Source organism: Gluconobacter sp. GP1, from assembly GCF_032913585.1.
In the GTDB taxonomy this organism is placed as follows: domain Bacteria; phylum Pseudomonadota; class Alphaproteobacteria; order Acetobacterales; family Acetobacteraceae; genus Gluconobacter; species Gluconobacter cerinus.
Map to the genome: position 1 here is coordinate 775,754 of NZ_JASGXC010000001.1, position 17,630 is coordinate 793,383.

Here is a 17,630-nt window from a genome sequence, read left to right on the forward strand (position 1 = left end):
CCTTACTTCTGGCTATCAGCTGTCAGGCCGCGATGCGCCAGCATCGGCTCAATATCCGGGTCTTTCCCGTAAAATGCACTGAACATCGGGCCATAATCCATCGTATGCCCTTTGGACAGGATCATGTCGCGGAAACGCTGACCATTCTCACGCGTCAAGCCACCATGCTGCGTGAACCAGGCAAAGGCATCCTGATCCAGCATTTCGGTCCACAGATATGCATAGTATCCGGCCGAATAGCCATTGGACCAGATATGCAGGAAGTAGCTCGAACGGTAACGCGGTGGCACGTTGGCCACGTCCAGTCCCATGCTGTTCAGGGCGTCAGCTTCAAACTTGTCCACATCCTGACGTGGTGCTGACGCCGGAAGGGCATGCCATTTCATGTCCAGTTCCGCTGCAGCGACGATCTCACCCAAGGCGTAGCCCTGATTGAAACGGGCAGCCTTCTTGATCTTGGCGACCAGTTCCTGCGGCATCGGAGCGCCAGTCTTGTAGTGCCGAGCGTAATGGGAGAGCACCTTCGGATCGAGCGCCCAGTTCTCGTTAAACTGAGACGGAAACTCAACAAAATCCCTTGCGACACTGGTCCCTGAAATCGAAGGATATGTCTGGCTGGCAAACAGTCCATGCAAGGCATGCCCAAACTCATGGAACATGGTTGTCACATCATCAGACGTGATGAGCTGCGGCTGACCTGGTGCGGCTTTTGTAAAATTGGCTACGTTGTAGATGACCGGCTTCGTGCCCAACAGGGTGGACTGACCAACGAAGTTGGACATCCATGCGCCGCCGGATTTGGTATCACGCTTGAAGTAATCGAAATACATCAGGCCAAGCTGTGAACCGTCCTTATCAAAAACCTCAAATACCATGACATCAGGGTTATAAACCGGGATGTCAGTGCGCTGTTTGAAGGTCACTCCGTAAAGCTGGTTGGCAGCAAAGAAAACACCGTCTGTCAGAACGGTCTTCAGTTCGAAATATGGCTTCACTTCATCCTGGTTGAGGGCATACTTCTCATGACGCACCTGCTCCGCATAACGGCTCCAGTCCCAGGGCTTCAGGGTGAAGTTCTCACCATCCCGATGGATGGCGTCCTGCAACACACCAGCTTCCCGCTTCTGTTCAGCTGCAACCGCAGGAACAAGCTGCTTCATGAAATTTTCGGCAGCTTCTGGCGTCTTGGCCATCTGATCATACAGCGTGTAGGCTGCAAAGCTCGGGTAACCGAACAGGGCTGCCTTCTGCGCCCGAAGCTGGGCGAGTTCTGCGATTGTGGACCGCGTATCGTTCTTGTCGCCCTTCTCCGCACGGTTCCAGCTCTGATCGAACAAGGCCTGACGCGTTTCACGCTTGCTCAGGTTTTCCAGCGCTGGCTGCTGCGTTGTGTTCTGGAGCGGCAGAACCCACTTACCGGAAAGCTTGCGACTTTCAGCGTCTTTCTGCGCGGAGGCGATGGTCCCGTCATCCAGTCCTGCGAGCGCCTCCTTGCTATCAACGACCAGAGCACCATTTTTCGCAGCAGCAATCAGCTTCTGCTGATAGGCAGATTCAAGATTGGCAAGCTTGGTGTTGATGGCCCTCAGCTTGACCTTGTCAGCTTTGGAAAGCTGAGCCCCCGCATGAACGAACTGCTGGTAATAAACATCCAGAAGCTGCGCCTGCTCTGCGTTCAGATTGAGGCTTGCGCGAGCATCGTAGATTGCCTTTACGCGCGCAAACAGGCGCTCATTCAGATAGACTTCATCTTCATGCTGAGACAGACGTGGCGCTTCACGGCTTTCAACCTTGTCCAGTTCGGCATCACTGTTGGCTTGATAAACACCAAAGAACGTTTCCTGCACACGATCCAGCAGACGACCAGACTTCTCCATGGCGACAATCGTGTTCTCGAATGTCGGAGCGGCCTTGTTGTTGGCAATCGCTGTGATCTCGCGCAGATGATCTGCCATACCGCGCTCAAAAGCGGGCGCGTAATCACTGTCCTTGATCAGGTCAAAGCGGGGAGCCTGATAGGGGAGCGTGCTGGCGCTGAAGAACGGATTTTCTGCGGCAGCATGTGCTTCAGTGCCAACGAGCGCGGCAAACGAGAGTGCAAAAGCCGCTCTGGTCCAGAGGTTGGAAGTCATTGAAAAGTCCTGACTGCTAAACGTTATGGCGACTGTATTGAAGAAGCCGCATAACGTCCAATCTCTCTGTCTCGTCAGTCCTTTACGGGAAACAGCTTGGCTCCCCACTCGTCCACACTGTCGCCACTACTGAAGGCTGGATCAATCAGACCATCCACCATGAAGGTTGGCGAGACATGAATGCCATTCTGGCGACCGTAACGAGCATGCCATTTGACTGCTGCCGTCACCTCCGGACGAACAAAGGCCTCAGCAAGCGGGACGCCGCTATAAACCTCGATACGCCGTAGAATGTCTGCCGGTGTAGCGTCCATATTCAGTCCACGGCAGTGATCGGTAAATTCGAACTCTTCCCGATGATCTGCAACAGCCATCATGACGGCTAAGGCAGCATCCCGGCCTTCGTCCAGCGAAGACGCAGCCAGAATGGCCCGTACAATGACGCCGGAGAACATATGCCACGGCTGGGACTGAAGCCGCACGCGAACCGTCAGGCGGTCTTGCCCCACAAGTTGGAGGAGATCTGGTATTTTGCGCAGGGTCTTGACGGAAAATGGGCAGGTCGGTTCCAGAAAGACTTCAAGAACCTTGGGTCCTGCGCCCCATTCCAAAGCAGAAAGGTGGAAGGTCATGTGTCTGTTCTCCCTCTCAATCATCAAGCCGGATGCGACGATTGCGTTTGATCCCGGCCCTATGGGCTTTGCCATCCAGTCGGCGCTGCCGCGCTCCTTTTCCGGGGCGTGTCGGCACCCGGTAGGCCTGTCGATGCGCAGCTTCACGGATCATTTCTGCCAAACGCTCGATAACGTCTTCCCGATTGCGTAACTGCGTCCGAAAACGCCGCCCGGTCAAAACGATCTCTCCATCCCGGGTCGCACGACTTCCCGCAATTTCTAAAAGACGGGTTCGTATCCGCTCTGAAAGAACAGCAGAACCGGAGACATCGAAACGCAATTGGGCGGCAGTTGCAACCTTGTTGACGTTCTGTCCACCTGGGCCAGACGCCAGAATATAGGTAACTTTCAGGTCCTCTTCCCGCAGGGACAGGCCGGGCATGACTTCAACACTCATTCCTCTTCCATACCACACGGATGGATGAACGTGCGACAGTCAGTTAGCTCGCTGAGACGATGTTCTGCTGTCTCCAGACCCGCGGAGAGACCCCGAACCATCGTCTGAACGCACGGCTGAAAGCACTGGTTTCAGTATATCCAAGGAGAGACGCAATCTCACTAACATCTTTGTTCGGCTCTGCCAGATATCGCAACGCATCGATCTGACGTGTCTCATCCAGGAGACCGGAATAAGAAAGGCCAAGTTGGGCAAGTCTGCGTTGAAGGGTCCAGGGCGATAGGGATAGTTTTTCCGCCACATCAGAGAATTCAGAGCCGCCCTGCCGCATCGACTTTCGGACCTGAACCATAACCTGTTCTTTGAGGCTTTGCCCTGAATCAGGCACCGTGTGCCCTGCCCCTCGCGCCAACGTCACAAGTGAAGATTTCATCACCTGTAGCAAAGCGGCATCAGCGTCTGGCATGGGCTTTTTCAGCCCCTCTTTCCGGAACACCAAAGCATTCATCCCGGCAGAAAAGCGTATATCGGCCTGAAACGCTTCTCGATGTTCGGAAGCCTGTTCTGGTTGCTCGTGAGCAAAAAGAACGGCCTGCGGGCACCAGTCCGCACCAAGACCAGCCCTTAAAATATTGGCAAACATGCCCATCGTCAGCTCGGCATCATGCCGTTTGTCCTGAATGGCCGTGTCTACGATCATATATTCGAGCCGGACATGATCATCCGCTTCAACAAACCGTGTAATGGTCTGGGCCTGATGGTACCCGAAATAAGTCGCCAAATTCTGCGCTGCCTGCCCCACTGTTTCTGAACAAAGCGCGATGTAACCAATGAGCCCGAGTTGTCGCGGTCTGAACTGTTGCCCGAAATGCAGACCGATGTTTCCGTCGTGCGTATCTGTTTCGGCTTCGGAAAACAAACGGCAGTACGCGCCCAGATTCAATGCATCTGTCGGCATGGCGAATTGATGCGTTGAAAGACCCGACCGCCCAGCGATGCGATCCATGTCTCCGCCTTGCTCCGTAAGGAATCTTTCCACACCGGCAGCGGCGGCCGCCAGGACATACACGTCTGATCCGGAAGACTTGGGAAAGGATGACATGGTGTCTTCCTGTTGCTGCTCACTTGACACGAGTGTTGGGCGCATTGTCGTCAAATGTCAAAACGTTGTTGTTTCGGGTCAAGTCAAACTCGGTCCGAAAGAGATATAATTGCGATAACGGACAAAACCTTGATTCTCCCAAATGCGACTTTCGGGATGAGCAAAGGCAGAGGACTCTGGCCATGGCTTACAGATGCACCCTGCGAGGGGAACAGTACATTTTTGATGATTTGAAAACGCTGCTGGCCAAAGCGTCTCCTGCCCGCTCTGGTGATGAACTCGCGGGCCTGTCTGCCTCTTCTGATGCTCAACGCGTGGCTGCCCGTTACGCTCTCGCAGACCTTCCCCTGGACACATTCCTGAAATCAGAACTCATCCCTTACGAAACGGATGACGTGACGCGGCTGATTCTGGATACACATGACCAGAACGCCTTCTCCCGGCTCTCATCGTTGACTGTTGCTGGCTTCCGGGACTGGCTGCTGTCCGAAGACGCCACGACAGAAGCACTGGCAGCCGCAGCTTCAGGCATCACACCGGAAATGGCCGCTGCTGTCAGTAAGATCATGAGAAATCAGGATCTTATGACAGTGTCGCGCAAGATCCGCGTCCTCACAAAATTTCGCAATACCATCGGCCTCGAAGGTTGTCTGTCCACACGGCTGCAACCCAACCATCCTACAGATGATCTGAGGGGTATTGCCGCTTCTACGCTTGATGGTCTTTTGCGCGGCATGGGCGATGCCGTCATTGGTATCAACCCGGCAACAGACAGCGTCTCCAATGGTCTTGCCCTGCTGGAGATGCTGGACCATGCCCGCCAGCGCTATGACATTCCCACACAGACATGCGTTCTGACGCACGTCACCAACACACTCGAAATCATGAACCGTGGCGGCGCGGTTGATCTGGTGTTTCAGTCCATCGCAGGTACACAGAAAGCGAATGAAGGTTTCGGAGTCAGCCTCTCAATTCTGAAGGAAGCCCATGAGGCCGCCCGAGCGCTGAACCGGGGTACCATTGGCAAAAATGTCATGTATTTCGAGACGGGTCAGGGCGCTGCACTGTCCGCCGATGCCCATCACGGCGTTGATCAGCAGACTGTAGAAGCCCGAGCCTATGCTGTTGCTCGCGCCTATGACCCCCTTCTCGTCAATACCGTCGTCGGGTTCATCGGGCCGGAGTATCTGTATGATGGAAAGCAGATCATCCGTGCAGCGCTGGAGGATCATTTCTGCGCGAAATTGCTGGGCGTCCCGATGGGATGTGACGCCTGCTACACCAATCATGCCGAAGCTGATCAGGATGACATGGACAACCTGATGGTGCTGCTGGGAGCCGCTGGCATCACGTTCCTGATCGGGGTGCCGGGAGCTGATGACATCATGCTCAATTACCAGAGCCTGTCGTTCCACGACCTTCTGAGCCTTCGGAAGCTTCTGGGCCTCAAGCCCGCTCCGGAATTTTCTGGCTGGCTGGAAAAAATGGGCCTCTATGATCCGCAAACGGAGCGCATGCTGGATATTCCACCCGGCCAGACCCTTCTTGGTGAAATGGCGCGCTGACCATGACGGATGATCGCAACCCACCCTCTATTCCGCCGCACGCAGCAGACCTCTGGCAGGATTTGCGGCGTCTAACCCGTGCCCGGATCGGCCTGGGTCGCGCAGGAAACGCGTTGAAAACAGAGGATGTACTCGATTTTCAGGCTTCGCACGCCCAAGCCCGAGACGCGGTTCACACACCTTTGGACGTTTCAGCCCTGACAGCGACTTTAGGGCCTGAACCCTATCTGATCGTCCATAGCCGCGCATCAGACCGTTCCACTTATCTGCGTCGCCCCGATCTTGGCCGCCGGCTGGCCCCTGAAAAGCTCGGCACTCTCACAAGAGGTGACTGGGACGTGGTATTCGTCGCGGGCGATGGTCTCTCTTCTTTTGCCACCCAGCAGAACGCCATCCCGCTCTTTCGGGCTATGAAGAGCCGCCTTCCGGACTGGAAAATCGCCCCGCTGGTTATTGCGACACAGGCACGCGTCGCTCTGGGGGACGACATTGCCGCCAGTCTCGGAGCGAAAATGGTCGTGATGATGATTGGCGAGCGACCCGGTCTCAGCGTCGCGGACAGTCTGGGCGTGTACCTGACATATGCGCCTTTTGTGGGCTGCCCGGATTCAGCACGGAATTGCCTCTCCAACATTCATGCTCATGGCATGACCATCCCGGCAGCCGCCACAAAACTGGCCTGGCTCATGCGTGAGGCCCGCCATCTGAAACTCACTGGCGTCGGCCTCAAAGACGCGGCGCCAGATGCCCCTCTGATTGAAAACACCACTCCCACCCTGGAAAAGGACAATGACCAATGAGCACTGCTCCAACGCATCTCAACAAGTCCCTTAGTGCGTTTCATCTCTGGGGAATTGCGGTTGGTCTCGTCATTTCGGGTGAATATTTTGGATGGAGCTACGGCTGGGCGACAGCGGGGACGTTAGGCTTTCTGATTGCCACAGTCTTTGTCGCGCTCGTTTATACCAGTTTCATTTTCAGCTTCACGGAGCTGACATGTGCCATCCCGCAGGCAGGCGGCCCGTTCGCTTACAGCCAGCGTGCCCTCGGGCGCTGGGGTGGCTTGATTGCAGGTCTGGCTACACTGGTTGAATTCATTTTCGCACCACCAGCCATCGCGCTTGCCATTGGAGCCTATCTGAACGTTCAGTTCCCTCATCTGAACCCAAAGGTGGCAGCACTGGGCGCCTATATTGTCTTCATGGCGCTCAATATCGTGGGGGTCCATATTGCTGCCACGTTCGAACTGTTCATCACAATCGCCGCAATCATTGAGCTGCTGGTATTCATGGGCGTCGTTGCTCCCGCGTTTTCATGGGACAACTTCCTGCACGACGGATGGGGCGTTGCCCCACATTTCGGACTGGAGGCCATGGGTGGCATCTTCGCGGCCATTCCTTTTGCCATCTGGTTCTTCCTGGCGATCGAAGGCGTCGCCATGGCGGCGGAAGAAGCCAGCAATCCTCGCCGATCCATCCCCATCGCTTACGTTGCGGGTGTTCTGACGCTGGTCGCACTGGCTTTCGGCGTCATGGTATTTGCTGGTGGTGCGGGAGATTGGCATGCTTTGGCCAACCTGAATGATCCCCTGCCTCAGGCGATGAAACATGTTGTGGGCGCACATAGCGGCTGGCTGCATATGCTGGTCTGGCTGGGTCTGTTTGGACTTGTCGCGTCTCTGCACGGAATCATCATGGGATATGCGCGCCAGATTTTCGCAATGGCGCGGGCTGGCTTTCTGCCCGCTGTTCTCGGCAAGGTGCATCCACGCTTCCACACCCCCTACACCGCGACCATTGCCGGTGGCGTTATTGGCATTGCTGCCATTTTCTCTGATGACGTCATTTCGATCCACGGTCAGTCTTTGACGGCAACGCTTGTCACCATGGCCGTCTTCGGGTCCCTGACGATGTATATTCTCAGCATGGCAAGCCTGTTTCGCCTACGCCAGACGGAACCAGATCTTGCGCGCAGTTATCGTGCCCCGCTCTACCCCGTTCTTCCGGGTATCGCCTTGGCAGGCGCAGTGATCCTTCTGGTCGCCGTCACGTATTACAACCCAGAAGTCTGCCTGATTTACGTGGCCTTCATGACGATACTGAGCCTCTTCTTCATGCGGAAATACCAGAACAGGCAGAAGCAGGCAGCGTCAGAAATCTGATCCGTTTTTCCTCACGACCCTTCCGAAACCTTCAGGAACGGAATTTCGCGTGTCAAAAAAACACGTCATGGCAGTCTTTTGTCTGCTGGCCGGAACCGCCCTGCCGTCTTTCGCCTATGCGCAGGCGGCAGCCTCTTCAAACACGACTATCACGCCAAACGGCACGCCCAATCCCAATCACCCGACACCACCGCCGACAGCATCTCATACGAACGATGCCGGAGATCCTGATCTTCCAGCGTTGAAAGCCGGAAATCTTTTCTCTCCCAAAGCCGGACGTCCCCTTACCTATTGGGATGGGCTGGTCGGACATCTCACGGTCGAAGCTGGTATTAGCGGGAACCCGTGGACGAGATCTGGACGCAATTTCGGGCAGTTTTATCTGGATCGCGCGAATACCGTGACCCTTAACCAGATCATGGGCTCTCTGTCGCATCCCGTCACCTCCATCGGAAACGGTTACGGGATCGGGTTTGTCGTAGAGATGATGTATGGATCTGACTCACGTTTCGACCCAACGATCGGAATGGGCGACGGCACGATTAGCGGCTTGTACCAGTGGGCACCCACACAGGCCCATATCGACATCCACACGCCATGGATTTTCCATCACGGCATCGATTTCCAGGCCGGTCAAATGTACGGCCTGATGGGCGCTGAAGGCACACCAGCCCTCGCCCGTCCGTTCTATTCTTTCAACTACGCTGCCGACTATATCGTTCCCTTCGAGACGGTAGGCGTCGTGGCCACGATGCATTTAAGCCATCACATGGACTGGATCCTTGGCATCGATGCAGGCAATTCCACAACCTTCGGAGGCGCTGGAAACAACAGCAGACCCAAAGGCTACTTTGGCTTTGCCTGGAATAATCTGATGGGTGGCAAGCTGAATGTCCATGCCATTGGCCATTTCGGCCCGCAGGCAAATAATGGCCGCACGATCGTCTCACCCGCCGGGTGGAACAGTGCGGGCATCGGGCGATCCGCCAACGATCTCATGCAGTATAACGCGGACCTTCTCGCCACTTATCATGTGACAGATGCCCTATCCGTCATGGCAGAAGCCCTCTATCTGCACGACGATGCGTCGCGCGACGATGCTTATGGCGTTTCTTCATATCTGTCGTGGGACATCCGGCCATCCCTCACACTTAACGTCCGAGGTGAGATTTTCCGAGACAACACTGGCGGCATCATCAACCAGTATTCCAGCGACATGTCCTACACAAACTCGCTGAGAAACCGCCCGTTCGAGTATTATTACGCCCTGCCGACCACATATGGAGACCTGACAGTTGGGGTGGCATATCGGCCCAGCTTCATCAACCGACATCTGGGTCCAGCCAGCCTGACCGTCCGACCTGAAATCCGTCTGGACAAATCCCTGAATGGAACGCACCCCTTCAATCAATCCGGCACAGTTTCTTCCAGAACGGTGAATAACGGGACGAACAACATGCTGTGGTTCAATCTGGATGCTGTCCTGAGTTTCTGATCTGCCACACCTTTCCTTTCAAAACAGAGGGACATGCAAAACTTCTTGACAGGTTATGCGCGTTTATGACGGTTTGCGCGTGTTTTAACCCGTTTCGGAGAAAGTCCCATTCTCAAGGACGAACGTCTCAGCCACATTCGTGCCCGTCTGCGAAGCCACGGCCGTGTTGTCGCGGCTGATCTGGCCACGGAATGGACCGTCCCGGTCGATATGATCCGGCGCGATTTGCGTGAACTCTCTGAAGCAGGAGAATGTCGTCGCGTTTATGGCGGTGCACTGCGGCTACAGCCCAATGCGTCTCATATCCGGGCGAGAATGGGTGAGAAGGTTCCGCTGAAGAACGCTCTCGCACGGCAGGCCGCAACGCTTTTCAAGCCACGGCAGGTTGTCTTCATCGACACAGGTTCAACCAATATTGCTCTGGCTGGATCGCTCCCCCGCGATACCCCTTTGACTGTGGTCACCTCCAGTCCCGCCGTTGCTGTTGCTTTGAGCGACGCAGACCAGATTGAAACCATTATGATTGGCGGACGTCTGGAAGGAACAACGGGTGGCGTAACAGGTTCAGTCGCCGTCCAGTCTCTTCAGCACTACCGTTTTGATCTCTGCTCTCTGGGCGTCTGGGCTATTTCCGCCGAAGGCCCAAGTGTCTGGGATCATGAGGAAGCCGCCTTCAAACGTGAGGTTCTGAGCCGGAGCGAAAGCGTGGTGATCATGGCCGAAGCAAGCAAGATCGGGTCCGGGGGGCGCTTCCCCGTTGCGCCTCTTGAAACTGTCCAGACCCTGATCGTTACCGATGATGCCCCAACAGACGAACTCACCCGCATGACGGCCTCTGGCGTCACCATTATCAAGGTTCCAGTCCATGACTGATCCCACTACCGAGACATCACGTCCCGCCCAACGGGATCTTATCCTCATCCTCGGACTGCTGACCTGTCTCGGTCCGCTTAACATCGACATGTACCTGCCGGGTTTCCCCAGTATCGGGCATGATTTTCACGCTGGAGAGACCGCAGTTCAGTTCAGCCTGACCAGCACCCTGATCGGGCTGGCGCTGGGACAGCTCATGGTGGGCCCGTTCAGCGACTCACGCGGCCGGAAAGGGCCGTTGCTGGCAGCGATGGCGCTTTTTGCGCTGTCATCCCTGTTCTGCGCCATTTCATCCAGCATCACAGCGTTCATCGTTGCCCGCTTTCTTCAGGGCCTCACAGCATCAGCCGGACTGGTTCTGTCCCGGGCGGTCGTGCGGGACGTGTTTAATGGACCGGAACTTGCCCGCTTCTTTTCCCGACTCATGATCATCAATGCTGTCGCCCCTATGGTGGCACCAATGATGGGTGGAGCCATTCTGGCCCTGCCATCAGCAACATGGCGCACCATGTTCTGGTTCCTGACAGGCTTTGGCGTCGTGGCGCTAGGTCTGGTTGGCGGCCGTCTGAATGAAACGCTTGAATTACACCGCCGCCTCCCCAATTCAGCACGCTCGACCCTAGAGACATTCCATAGTCTGCTGACGGACCGGGAATTCATTGGGCATGCGTTGACTGTGGGGCTGATCCATGGCGGCAGCTTTGCCTATGTGGCCGGCACGCCCTTCGTGTATCAGGACATCTACGGCGTCTCGCCCCAGACATTCAGTCTTCTGTTTGGAATTAATGGTCTGGCACTCGTCGGTGGGAGCTGGCTGATTGGCCGTGCTGGCAGCATGGCGCGCACCAATACAATGCTTCGAGCATCCGTGATCTGCATTACAACCGCAGCCGCACTCATCACGCTTATCGCGACACTGAAAGGACCGCTCTTCCTGCTGGTAGCAGCCATCTTCCTTTACATGACATGCATCGGCATGATTTTGACGGCCACATTTGTTCTCGCCATTGCCAAGCAGGGCCACCGTGCAGGCAGTGCGAGTGCCATCCTTGGCTCTCTTAACCTCCTGGTTGGCGGCGCTGCTGCTCCTCTCGTCGGACTGAGCAAAACCAGTGCCTTACCGATGGGACTGGTTCTGTTCTTTACCTCTCTCGCAGGCTTGCTGACCTGCTTTCGCATGACCTCAAGCCATCAGGACGAAACGCCCTGATGGTCGACATATCCGTTCAGGTCTTTTGAAGACCTGGGTTGCCACGCTCAACTGCAAAACTGGCGTAGATTGAGAGCTGCCCCTCGTGATTGCTCACCTGATCCAGAGTTTTAAGATCTGCTCGCCAGACATCCCGGCCAACATCACACAACACATAGCCACGCTTGTCTGTCGTTGCCTTAAGATGTGGGTTTTCACGCCGAACCGACTGGCTATGGGCGTCATTATCTCCAACGCCATCACCGCCTGACGAAATGGACGTCGCCAGAAATTCCACCGACACTGGCTTCTGCTTGGCGGGATCAATCACGAGATTGCCCGCATAATGCCGATGTGCATCCCCCGTCACGTTGACCACGTTTCCGGGGCAGTGCTCTCCGATGAACTGAAGCAGTCGGTTACGGCTATGCATATAACCGGACCACTGATCCATACTGTAAAGCAGCTCCGAATGGGCTGACTTGCGGTGAGCAAGATCCATAACCATGACCTGATGCGCCAGCAGGTTCCACCGCGTGTCAGATTGTCCCAGCCCGTTAAAAAGCCAGGATTCCTGCTGTTGTCCCATCATTGTGCGTTCGGGTGACCAGACATCCGGTCCCTGCGGAACGTCTTTATCACCATAAGCCTGATCGCTCCGGTACTGGCGGGTATCCAGCACGAACGTATTCATCAGATCACCAAAGCGGAAGCTTCGGTACATCTGCATGTGACTGCCATCCGGAAGAGAGCTGATACGAAGGGGCATATGTTCGTAATAGGCCTGCATGGCGGATGCCCGACGCAGACGGAAAATATCCGCCGGAGTACCGTCCTGATCGGTATCCCCTGCCCAGTTATTATCAACTTCATGATCATCAAAGCTTACCAGCCAGGGCGCAGCGGCATGAGCAGCCTGTAGATCCGGGTCAATTTTGTACTGCGCGTAACGGCGGCGATACTCGTCGAGGGAATAGATTTCTGGCCCGATGTGCCGACGGACCGCCGTAAATGGCTTTCCATAAACGGTGTGTACACCTGCGCCGATATCGGCTCCTTCGTAAATATAGTCCCCGTAGTGGAAAACAAAATCGACGTTCTCGTTCGCGATAGCCCGCCAGGCACTGTAATATCCAAACTCGTAGTGCTGACACCCTGCGGCGGCGAACCTTACACGCTGCACGCTTGCACCGGGCAACGGCAAAGTACGGGCACGACCTATCGGGCTCTCATGTCCCGCAATATGGAAACGATACCAGTAAGGCCGATCTGGTTGAAGTCCATCAACTTCAACATGAACGGAATGAGCGAGTTCCGGGTGAGCAATGGTCTGCCCTGACCGCAGGCGCGTTGAAAAACGCTCATCCTCGCTGATTTCCCAGTCCACCAGAACAGGCTTCAAGCGCTTCATTCCGCCCGCCTCTTCCAGCGGGTACGGCGCAAGGCGTGTCCATATTACGAAACCGTCTGGTGCCGGATCTCCGGATGCTACACCCAACTGAAAGGGCGATGCATCAAACTCAGGAGTCTTGTCCAAATTATGCGGGGCGGCAGCAGACAACTGCTTCAGGCGATAGGAAAACAGGAGCCCGGCTCCCAGACCTGTCAGTACCCGTCGGCGGTTTAAAAGCATGATGGAAAATCTTTCGCTGAAATCGAGCGGTCGCACTCTTTCCAAGACAGCGAATGAGAGCGTTTGCCCATGCCCTTCAGCCTCTTTTCATGAAACTGTCACAGACCCACCCCGCCAAAATCCGTAATGGAGCGCTTCAGGCAGTCCATCTTTAAAACAGGATGATAGAACCTTTGGCGGAAAACTGGTTTCCCTGTCAGCAGGAATGGCTGCGCCTTTGCCGCCGCATCAAAAGCCTGACGCATCGCGACGATGCGGAAGATCATCTGCAGACTGCGCTGGCGAATTATTATGAACGCGCCAAAGACGATGTGACGCATCCGGAGGCATACATCACCAGAAGTGCGCTCAACCTGCATCTCAATGATTTGAAAAAAGCCTCATCGCGCATGCAATCTTTCAGTGATGATCGGGATATTACATTAGAAATAGAAGATCCTGGGCCATCCCAGGAAGACGTTTATGCGTCAGGCCAAAGAATGGATCGCTTCCACGAGGGTTGCAGACAGCTTCCCGAAAAGACAAGGCAGGCCTTTCTTCTCAATCGTGTTGAAAAAATGAAGTATCGGGAGATTGCTTTAACGCTGGGAATGAGCGAAAGCAGCGTGGAAAAGCATATTGCAAAAGCCCTTGTCTTCCTTGCTTCCTGGATGGACCATTAATGCCTTCCGAAAAGCATTTCGCAGTTCGGGAACAGGCCGCCCTCTGGATTGCGCGCCTGCACGCTGATGATTGTAACGAAACGGACCGTGCCCGCTTTGTACAGTGGATGCGTGAGGACACCTGTCACGCCAATACTTTTGAACTCCTGACGGATTACTGGGAGCTTGGCGGCGGCGTTCCAACACAAAGCATTCCTGCAACACCCGCAAAACGCTTAGATACGCATGGTTTTTCGTTAGGGCGTAGAAGTGCACTGGCCCTTGCCTCAGCTGCGCTCATCGCACTTGTGCCGATGAACAAGACTGCGCGGGCATCCCGTGTTCTGCAGGCATCGACCGGGCATACTCTTCGCATTGCATTGCCGGATTACGGCACATGCCTCCTGGATTCAGGAAGCCGAATGACGCTGTCTGAAGATGGGCACCGCGCGAGACTGGAGCACGGACAAGTGTTGCTTTCCCCTGAAAGCCCATCAGATTTTCACCTCTCAGTTCGAAACGTCACAGTTCGGCTTTCACGACAGACCTCAGCGAATGTCCGCATGGAACAGAACTGCACAGACATCACGGCGCTTCGGGGCAGGATATTGCTCCGAAGCGGAACAACTGCGGCGCGTGATATCTGGATCCGCACGGGGCAGCGCTTTCGCATTGCCCAGAATGGTGCTGTGAGCATCGATTATCCCAACATCGAAGCGCTTCTTTCCTGGCAGACCGGACGTCTGATTTTTCGCAATACGCCTTTGCAGGAGGCTGTTTCAGAAATCCGACGGTATAGCCAACGTCAGATCATCCTGGCGTCGCCAACTGTTTCAAATATGCGGTTAAGCGGGGTTTATTTTGTGTCGCAGGGCGAGATGTTTTTGCGGATGCTTCCGCGCCTTCTTCCCTTGACCCTTCAGGAACAGGGAAACGTTTTCATCTTTCGTGCTTTGTGACGGTTTCATGAAAACCGTTGAACAATGCTGAGGTTTTTCAGTTTTCATTTGTCTTCCTGTTGAGACCGCCTTCTGCGATCACCAACAGGATAGAGAATACATGGCCGTCAACGTCCGGTGCCCCCTTCGCGCAGTTCTGCTTCTGACTGTAGGGACGACCATTCTGACCCATTCTGCTCTGGCTACACCGTCAGCCTCAGCGAATATTCACATTAACCGGCAGCCAATGGCACAGGCACTGGAATCCCTGAGCCAACAGACCGGCCAGAGTGTCATTTTCTCCCCTGAACTGGTGGACCACCTTCAGGCTCCGTCCGTTAATGGCGCCCTGTCAGCTGACGCAGCCGTGACGCGGCTTCTCAATGGGAGCGGTCTGGTTGCCGAGGTTGCTCCAGGCGGCGGAATGGTCATTCGACGTGGTGCTGCTACAAAACGCCTCCCAAAGCACCTACGCGCATCGCGGACCCGGGATGAGCGCGACATTGAGCAGATTGTTGCAACAGGCCATCGAACGCGGTCTGTGCTGAGCATCAGCGGCGACCAGATGCAGGAAATGATGCCGGGTCAGAACCCGATGCAGGCACTGGATCTCTTGCCGGGCGTGACGTTCACCAATGTTGATCCGTGGGGCAATAACGAGCAGAACTCAAGCATTTACGTTCACGGTTTTTCCAACAGCCAGCTTGGCTACACCCTTGATGGTGTGCCGCTCGGTGCAGGCGCTTACGGCAATTATAATGGCCTTTCCCCGCAGCGCGCCGCCATCAGCGAAAATATCGGCCAAACGTCCCTGTCCTCTGGGGCGGGCGCACTCGGAACAGCGTCCACCAGTAACCTGGGCGGAACAATTGAGTTCAATACGCGGGACCCGAAAGCAAAAGCCGGCGCAACAATCCGGCAGACTTTCGGCAGCTATTCCACGTTTCGCACCTATGCCCGTCTAGACACCGGTAATTTTGGGAACGGAAACGCGGCCTACGTCTCTTTTTCACGGCAGGATGCCAGACCCTGGAATCTTGGTGAAGGAAACAATCAGGGTGGCTATCAGGTAAATGGCAAGTTTGTTCATAAAGGTGAAAAAACCACCATCACGGCGTATTTTAACTGGCAGGACAAGGCAGAGCCCAACACACAAGGACTGACGGCGCCTACTGACCTCTATGCTCGCGGTGCGTTTTTCCCTGATTTGAACGCTGCCATGGCCAACTATCCTGCCATGACCTCCAAATCCGCTGCTCCAGGAACGCCCAATAATAAATACTATTACTCAGCAGCGCAGCGAACCGATTACCTCACCTATCTGAAAATTTCGCACAAATTTTCTCCAAACCTGACGTGGGATAACCAGCTTTATTTTCATTATGACGATGGCGCGGGCGTGGTCGCAACGTCTATTCGCACCAACGCTATCCTGACGATCCTTGGGAGCTACCTGGACCCGACTGGATCCAAATACATCAAGAATGGTCAGTTTACGTATAGCAATGCCGGAATTGACCCGAAGGTCTGGAATGCAACCGGCGGGACGGGTTTTGCTGTTCGTACGACCGAGTATGAAGACTATCGCGGAGGCCTGACCAGCACCCTGCACTATCATCTGGGCCACCATAATATTGAGGTTGGCGGATGGTACGAACGCAACAACAACACACAGGGGCGTCTTTGGTATCCGCTCACGGCAACAGACACACTGACGCCTTATAAGCGCGCGACCAATCCTCTTTTTACTCAGTGGATGAATGCGTTTTACACGAACACGTTTGTCACACACCTGCAGGATAGCTGGCGCGTAACGCCCCATTTGACCCTGACAGCAGGCTTCAAGTCCGAGATGGTTTATACCAACGGCACGTTGCCCGTCGCTGCTTTGCCGCAGTCTCTGGCATCATCTGTTAAGGGCGCAAAAACGATTGTTGATACCAGCACCCACACAGTGGCTGGTGGAACGATCCCGTCTTACAAACCCTTTCTTCCTGCTTTTGGTGCCTTGTGGAGCTTCACACCCCATGAGCAGTTATTCGCCAACATTCAGGAAAACATGAATTCGTTTGCCCAGACCGGATATGGCAGCACGTCACCTTGGGCCGTGACCAGCCAGGAAGCATTTGAAGACTTCAAGAAAACAGGAAAACCAGAAACGTCCTGGACCTATGAGACAGGCATTCGAACCAATCGGCCACTGTTTCTTGGCCCACTCACGGGGATCAGCGGTCAGCTTGAATATTACCATGTCGATTTCTTCAATCGTCTTGGCTCGATCAAGCCGCCTAATCAGGGAATTTCCGGCGTTGGTGGCACTGTCGCCAACCTGGGCAGCGTTTCGACAAATGGTATGGATCTGTCCTTCACACTCCGGTTCGGGCAGCACTTCTCGATTTATGATGCCGTATCTTATGTCAGCAGCATTTATGGCAGCGATTTCATGGATGGCACCACGCTTTACGCAACAAAAGGCGAGAAAGTCCCGGCTATTCCTGTCTGGTCTGACAAGTTCGCCATCAACTACAATCAGGCAGGCTTCAACGCTCAGCTCTTCGGAACCTATATGGGCGTTCGTCCTGGAACAATCACGAATACCGTCATGGTGCCGCCAAGGTTCCAGCTTGGCTTCAGCTCCGGTTATACGTTCAAGCACATCCCTCACATGCAGAGCCTCAAGCTCCAGTTCAACGTCAGCAACCTGACGAACACGCGCTCCTGGTCCACCATCACCGCGGGAGATGGCTCAACATATGTGGGTTATCCTACACCTCCGCGCATGTTCTTTGGCACGGTGGCGGCCTCGTTCTGAAAAACGTCAGAGGGATGG

At 55.0% G+C, this 17,630-nt stretch carries 15 protein-coding genes; 9 read left to right on the plus strand and 6 right to left on the minus strand.

Translation table 11 applies throughout. The features are described 5' to 3' along the window. Window positions 1-2: 2 nt before the first annotated feature. The 4 genes from R5H23_RS03500 to R5H23_RS03515 form a co-directional block, all read right to left on the minus strand. The gene (locus R5H23_RS03500; protein WP_317214370.1) at window positions 3-2,132 is read right to left on the minus strand and encodes a M3 family metallopeptidase; all 2,130 of its coding nucleotides are present in this window, start codon (window positions 2,130-2,132) and stop codon (window positions 3-5) included. A 74-nt stretch (window positions 2,133-2,206) separates the two neighbouring features. After that, the gene (locus R5H23_RS03505; protein ID WP_317214371.1) at window positions 2,207-2,764 is read right to left on the minus strand and encodes a thioredoxin; all 558 of its coding nucleotides are present in this window, start codon (window positions 2,762-2,764) and stop codon (window positions 2,207-2,209) included. A gap of 16 nt (window positions 2,765-2,780) precedes the next feature. Next, a complete protein-coding gene (gene arfB, locus R5H23_RS03510; RefSeq protein WP_211496242.1) occupies window positions 2,781-3,203 on the minus strand; it encodes an alternative ribosome rescue aminoacyl-tRNA hydrolase ArfB in 423 nt (140 codons plus the stop codon). 43 nt (window positions 3,204-3,246) lie between these two features. Beyond that, complete coding sequence (locus R5H23_RS03515) at window positions 3,247-4,305, minus strand: AraC family transcriptional regulator (protein ID WP_317214372.1); 1,059 nt, start codon at window positions 4,303-4,305, stop codon at window positions 3,247-3,249. Window positions 4,306-4,487: 182 nt separating this feature from the next. On the opposite strand from R5H23_RS03515, the gene R5H23_RS03520 reads away from it, so the two are divergent. The 6 genes from R5H23_RS03520 (at window position 4,488) to R5H23_RS03545 (ending at window position 11,609) form a co-directional block, all read left to right on the plus strand. Next, window positions 4,488-5,870: an ethanolamine ammonia-lyase subunit EutB gene (locus R5H23_RS03520; protein ID WP_317214373.1), complete on the plus strand. Its 1,383-nt coding sequence runs from the start codon at window positions 4,488-4,490 to the stop codon at window positions 5,868-5,870. Window positions 5,871-5,872: 2 nt separating this feature from the next. Next, a complete protein-coding gene (gene eutC / locus R5H23_RS03525) occupies window positions 5,873-6,670 on the plus strand; it encodes an ethanolamine ammonia-lyase subunit EutC (RefSeq protein ID WP_317214374.1) in 798 nt (265 codons plus the stop codon). Beyond that, window positions 6,667-8,031, plus strand: coding sequence for an ethanolamine permease (eat, locus tag R5H23_RS03530; protein ID WP_317214375.1), 1,365 nt, complete (start codon window positions 6,667-6,669; stop codon window positions 8,029-8,031). The genes eutC and eat overlap by 4 nt, the downstream gene beginning before the upstream one ends. A 67-nt stretch (window positions 8,032-8,098) precedes the next feature. Beyond that, window positions 8,099-9,526, plus strand: coding sequence for an outer membrane beta-barrel protein (locus R5H23_RS03535; protein ID WP_408874330.1), 1,428 nt, complete (start codon window positions 8,099-8,101; stop codon window positions 9,524-9,526). A gap of 135 nt (window positions 9,527-9,661) precedes the next feature. Next, window positions 9,662-10,399, plus strand: coding sequence for a DeoR/GlpR family DNA-binding transcription regulator (locus R5H23_RS03540; RefSeq protein ID WP_308267184.1), 738 nt, complete (start codon window positions 9,662-9,664; stop codon window positions 10,397-10,399). Continuing rightward, the gene (locus R5H23_RS03545; RefSeq protein WP_317214377.1) at window positions 10,392-11,609 is read left to right on the plus strand and encodes a Bcr/CflA family efflux MFS transporter; all 1,218 of its coding nucleotides are present in this window, start codon (window positions 10,392-10,394) and stop codon (window positions 11,607-11,609) included. Before R5H23_RS03540 ends, R5H23_RS03545 begins: the two co-directional genes overlap by 8 nt. A gap of 16 nt (window positions 11,610-11,625) precedes the next feature. On the opposite strand, the gene R5H23_RS03550 is transcribed toward R5H23_RS03545, so the two are convergent. Both R5H23_RS03550 and R5H23_RS03555 read right to left on the minus strand, forming a co-directional pair. Beyond that, a complete protein-coding gene (locus R5H23_RS03550) occupies window positions 11,626-13,221 on the minus strand; it encodes an alkaline phosphatase D family protein (RefSeq protein ID WP_317214378.1) in 1,596 nt (531 codons plus the stop codon). A gap of 98 nt (window positions 13,222-13,319) precedes the next feature. Continuing rightward, on the minus strand, window positions 13,320-13,487 hold the full coding sequence (locus R5H23_RS03555; protein WP_249196749.1) for a hypothetical protein: 168 nt from the start codon (window positions 13,485-13,487) through the stop codon (window positions 13,320-13,322). On the opposite strand from R5H23_RS03555, the gene R5H23_RS03560 reads away from it, so the two are divergent. From R5H23_RS03560 to R5H23_RS03570, 3 genes are all read left to right on the plus strand, one after another. Then, window positions 13,488-13,883 carry an RNA polymerase sigma factor gene (locus R5H23_RS03560; RefSeq protein WP_249210166.1) on the plus strand — a complete coding sequence of 132 codons (396 nt, stop codon included), beginning with the start codon at window positions 13,488-13,490 and terminating at the stop codon, window positions 13,881-13,883. Then, on the plus strand, window positions 13,883-14,821 hold the full coding sequence (locus R5H23_RS03565; RefSeq protein ID WP_317214379.1) for a DUF4880 domain-containing protein: 939 nt from the start codon (window positions 13,883-13,885) through the stop codon (window positions 14,819-14,821). The genes R5H23_RS03560 and R5H23_RS03565 overlap by 1 nt, the downstream gene beginning before the upstream one ends. Window positions 14,822-14,921: 100 nt before the next feature. Next, on the plus strand, window positions 14,922-17,612 hold the full coding sequence (locus tag R5H23_RS03570) for a TonB-dependent receptor (protein WP_317214380.1): 2,691 nt from the start codon (window positions 14,922-14,924) through the stop codon (window positions 17,610-17,612). Window positions 17,613-17,630: the final 18 nt, after the last annotated feature.

What these genes read in the sequence shown, in the direction of transcription:
- arfB (WP_211496242.1), bottom strand. Translation starts at nt 3,203, where the DNA reads ATGAGTGTTGAAGTCATGCCCGGCCTGTCCCTGCGGGAAGAGGACCTG.
- R5H23_RS03545 (WP_317214377.1), top strand. Translation starts at nt 10,392, where the DNA reads ATGACTGATCCCACTACCGAGACATCACGTCCCGCCCAACGGGATCTT.
- R5H23_RS03565 (WP_317214379.1), top strand. Translation starts at nt 13,883, where the DNA reads ATGCCTTCCGAAAAGCATTTCGCAGTTCGGGAACAGGCCGCCCTCTGG.
- eat (WP_317214375.1), top strand. Translation starts at nt 6,667, where the DNA reads ATGAGCACTGCTCCAACGCATCTCAACAAGTCCCTTAGTGCGTTTCAT.
- R5H23_RS03520 (WP_317214373.1), top strand. Translation starts at nt 4,488, where the DNA reads ATGGCTTACAGATGCACCCTGCGAGGGGAACAGTACATTTTTGATGAT.
- R5H23_RS03570 (WP_317214380.1), top strand. Translation starts at nt 14,922, where the DNA reads ATGGCCGTCAACGTCCGGTGCCCCCTTCGCGCAGTTCTGCTTCTGACT.
- R5H23_RS03555 (WP_249196749.1), bottom strand. Translation starts at nt 13,487, where the DNA reads ATGATCTTCCGCATCGTCGCGATGCGTCAGGCTTTTGATGCGGCGGCA.
- R5H23_RS03550 (WP_317214378.1), bottom strand. Translation starts at nt 13,221, where the DNA reads ATGCTTTTAAACCGCCGACGGGTACTGACAGGTCTGGGAGCCGGGCTC.
- eutC (WP_317214374.1), top strand. Translation starts at nt 5,873, where the DNA reads ATGACGGATGATCGCAACCCACCCTCTATTCCGCCGCACGCAGCAGAC.
- R5H23_RS03505 (WP_317214371.1), bottom strand. Translation starts at nt 2,764, where the DNA reads ATGACCTTCCACCTTTCTGCTTTGGAATGGGGCGCAGGACCCAAGGTT.
- R5H23_RS03500 (WP_317214370.1), bottom strand. Translation starts at nt 2,132, where the DNA reads ATGACTTCCAACCTCTGGACCAGAGCGGCTTTTGCACTCTCGTTTGCC.
- R5H23_RS03515 (WP_317214372.1), bottom strand. Translation starts at nt 4,305, where the DNA reads ATGTCATCCTTTCCCAAGTCTTCCGGATCAGACGTGTATGTCCTGGCG.
- R5H23_RS03535 (WP_408874330.1), top strand. Translation starts at nt 8,099, where the DNA reads ATGGCAGTCTTTTGTCTGCTGGCCGGAACCGCCCTGCCGTCTTTCGCC.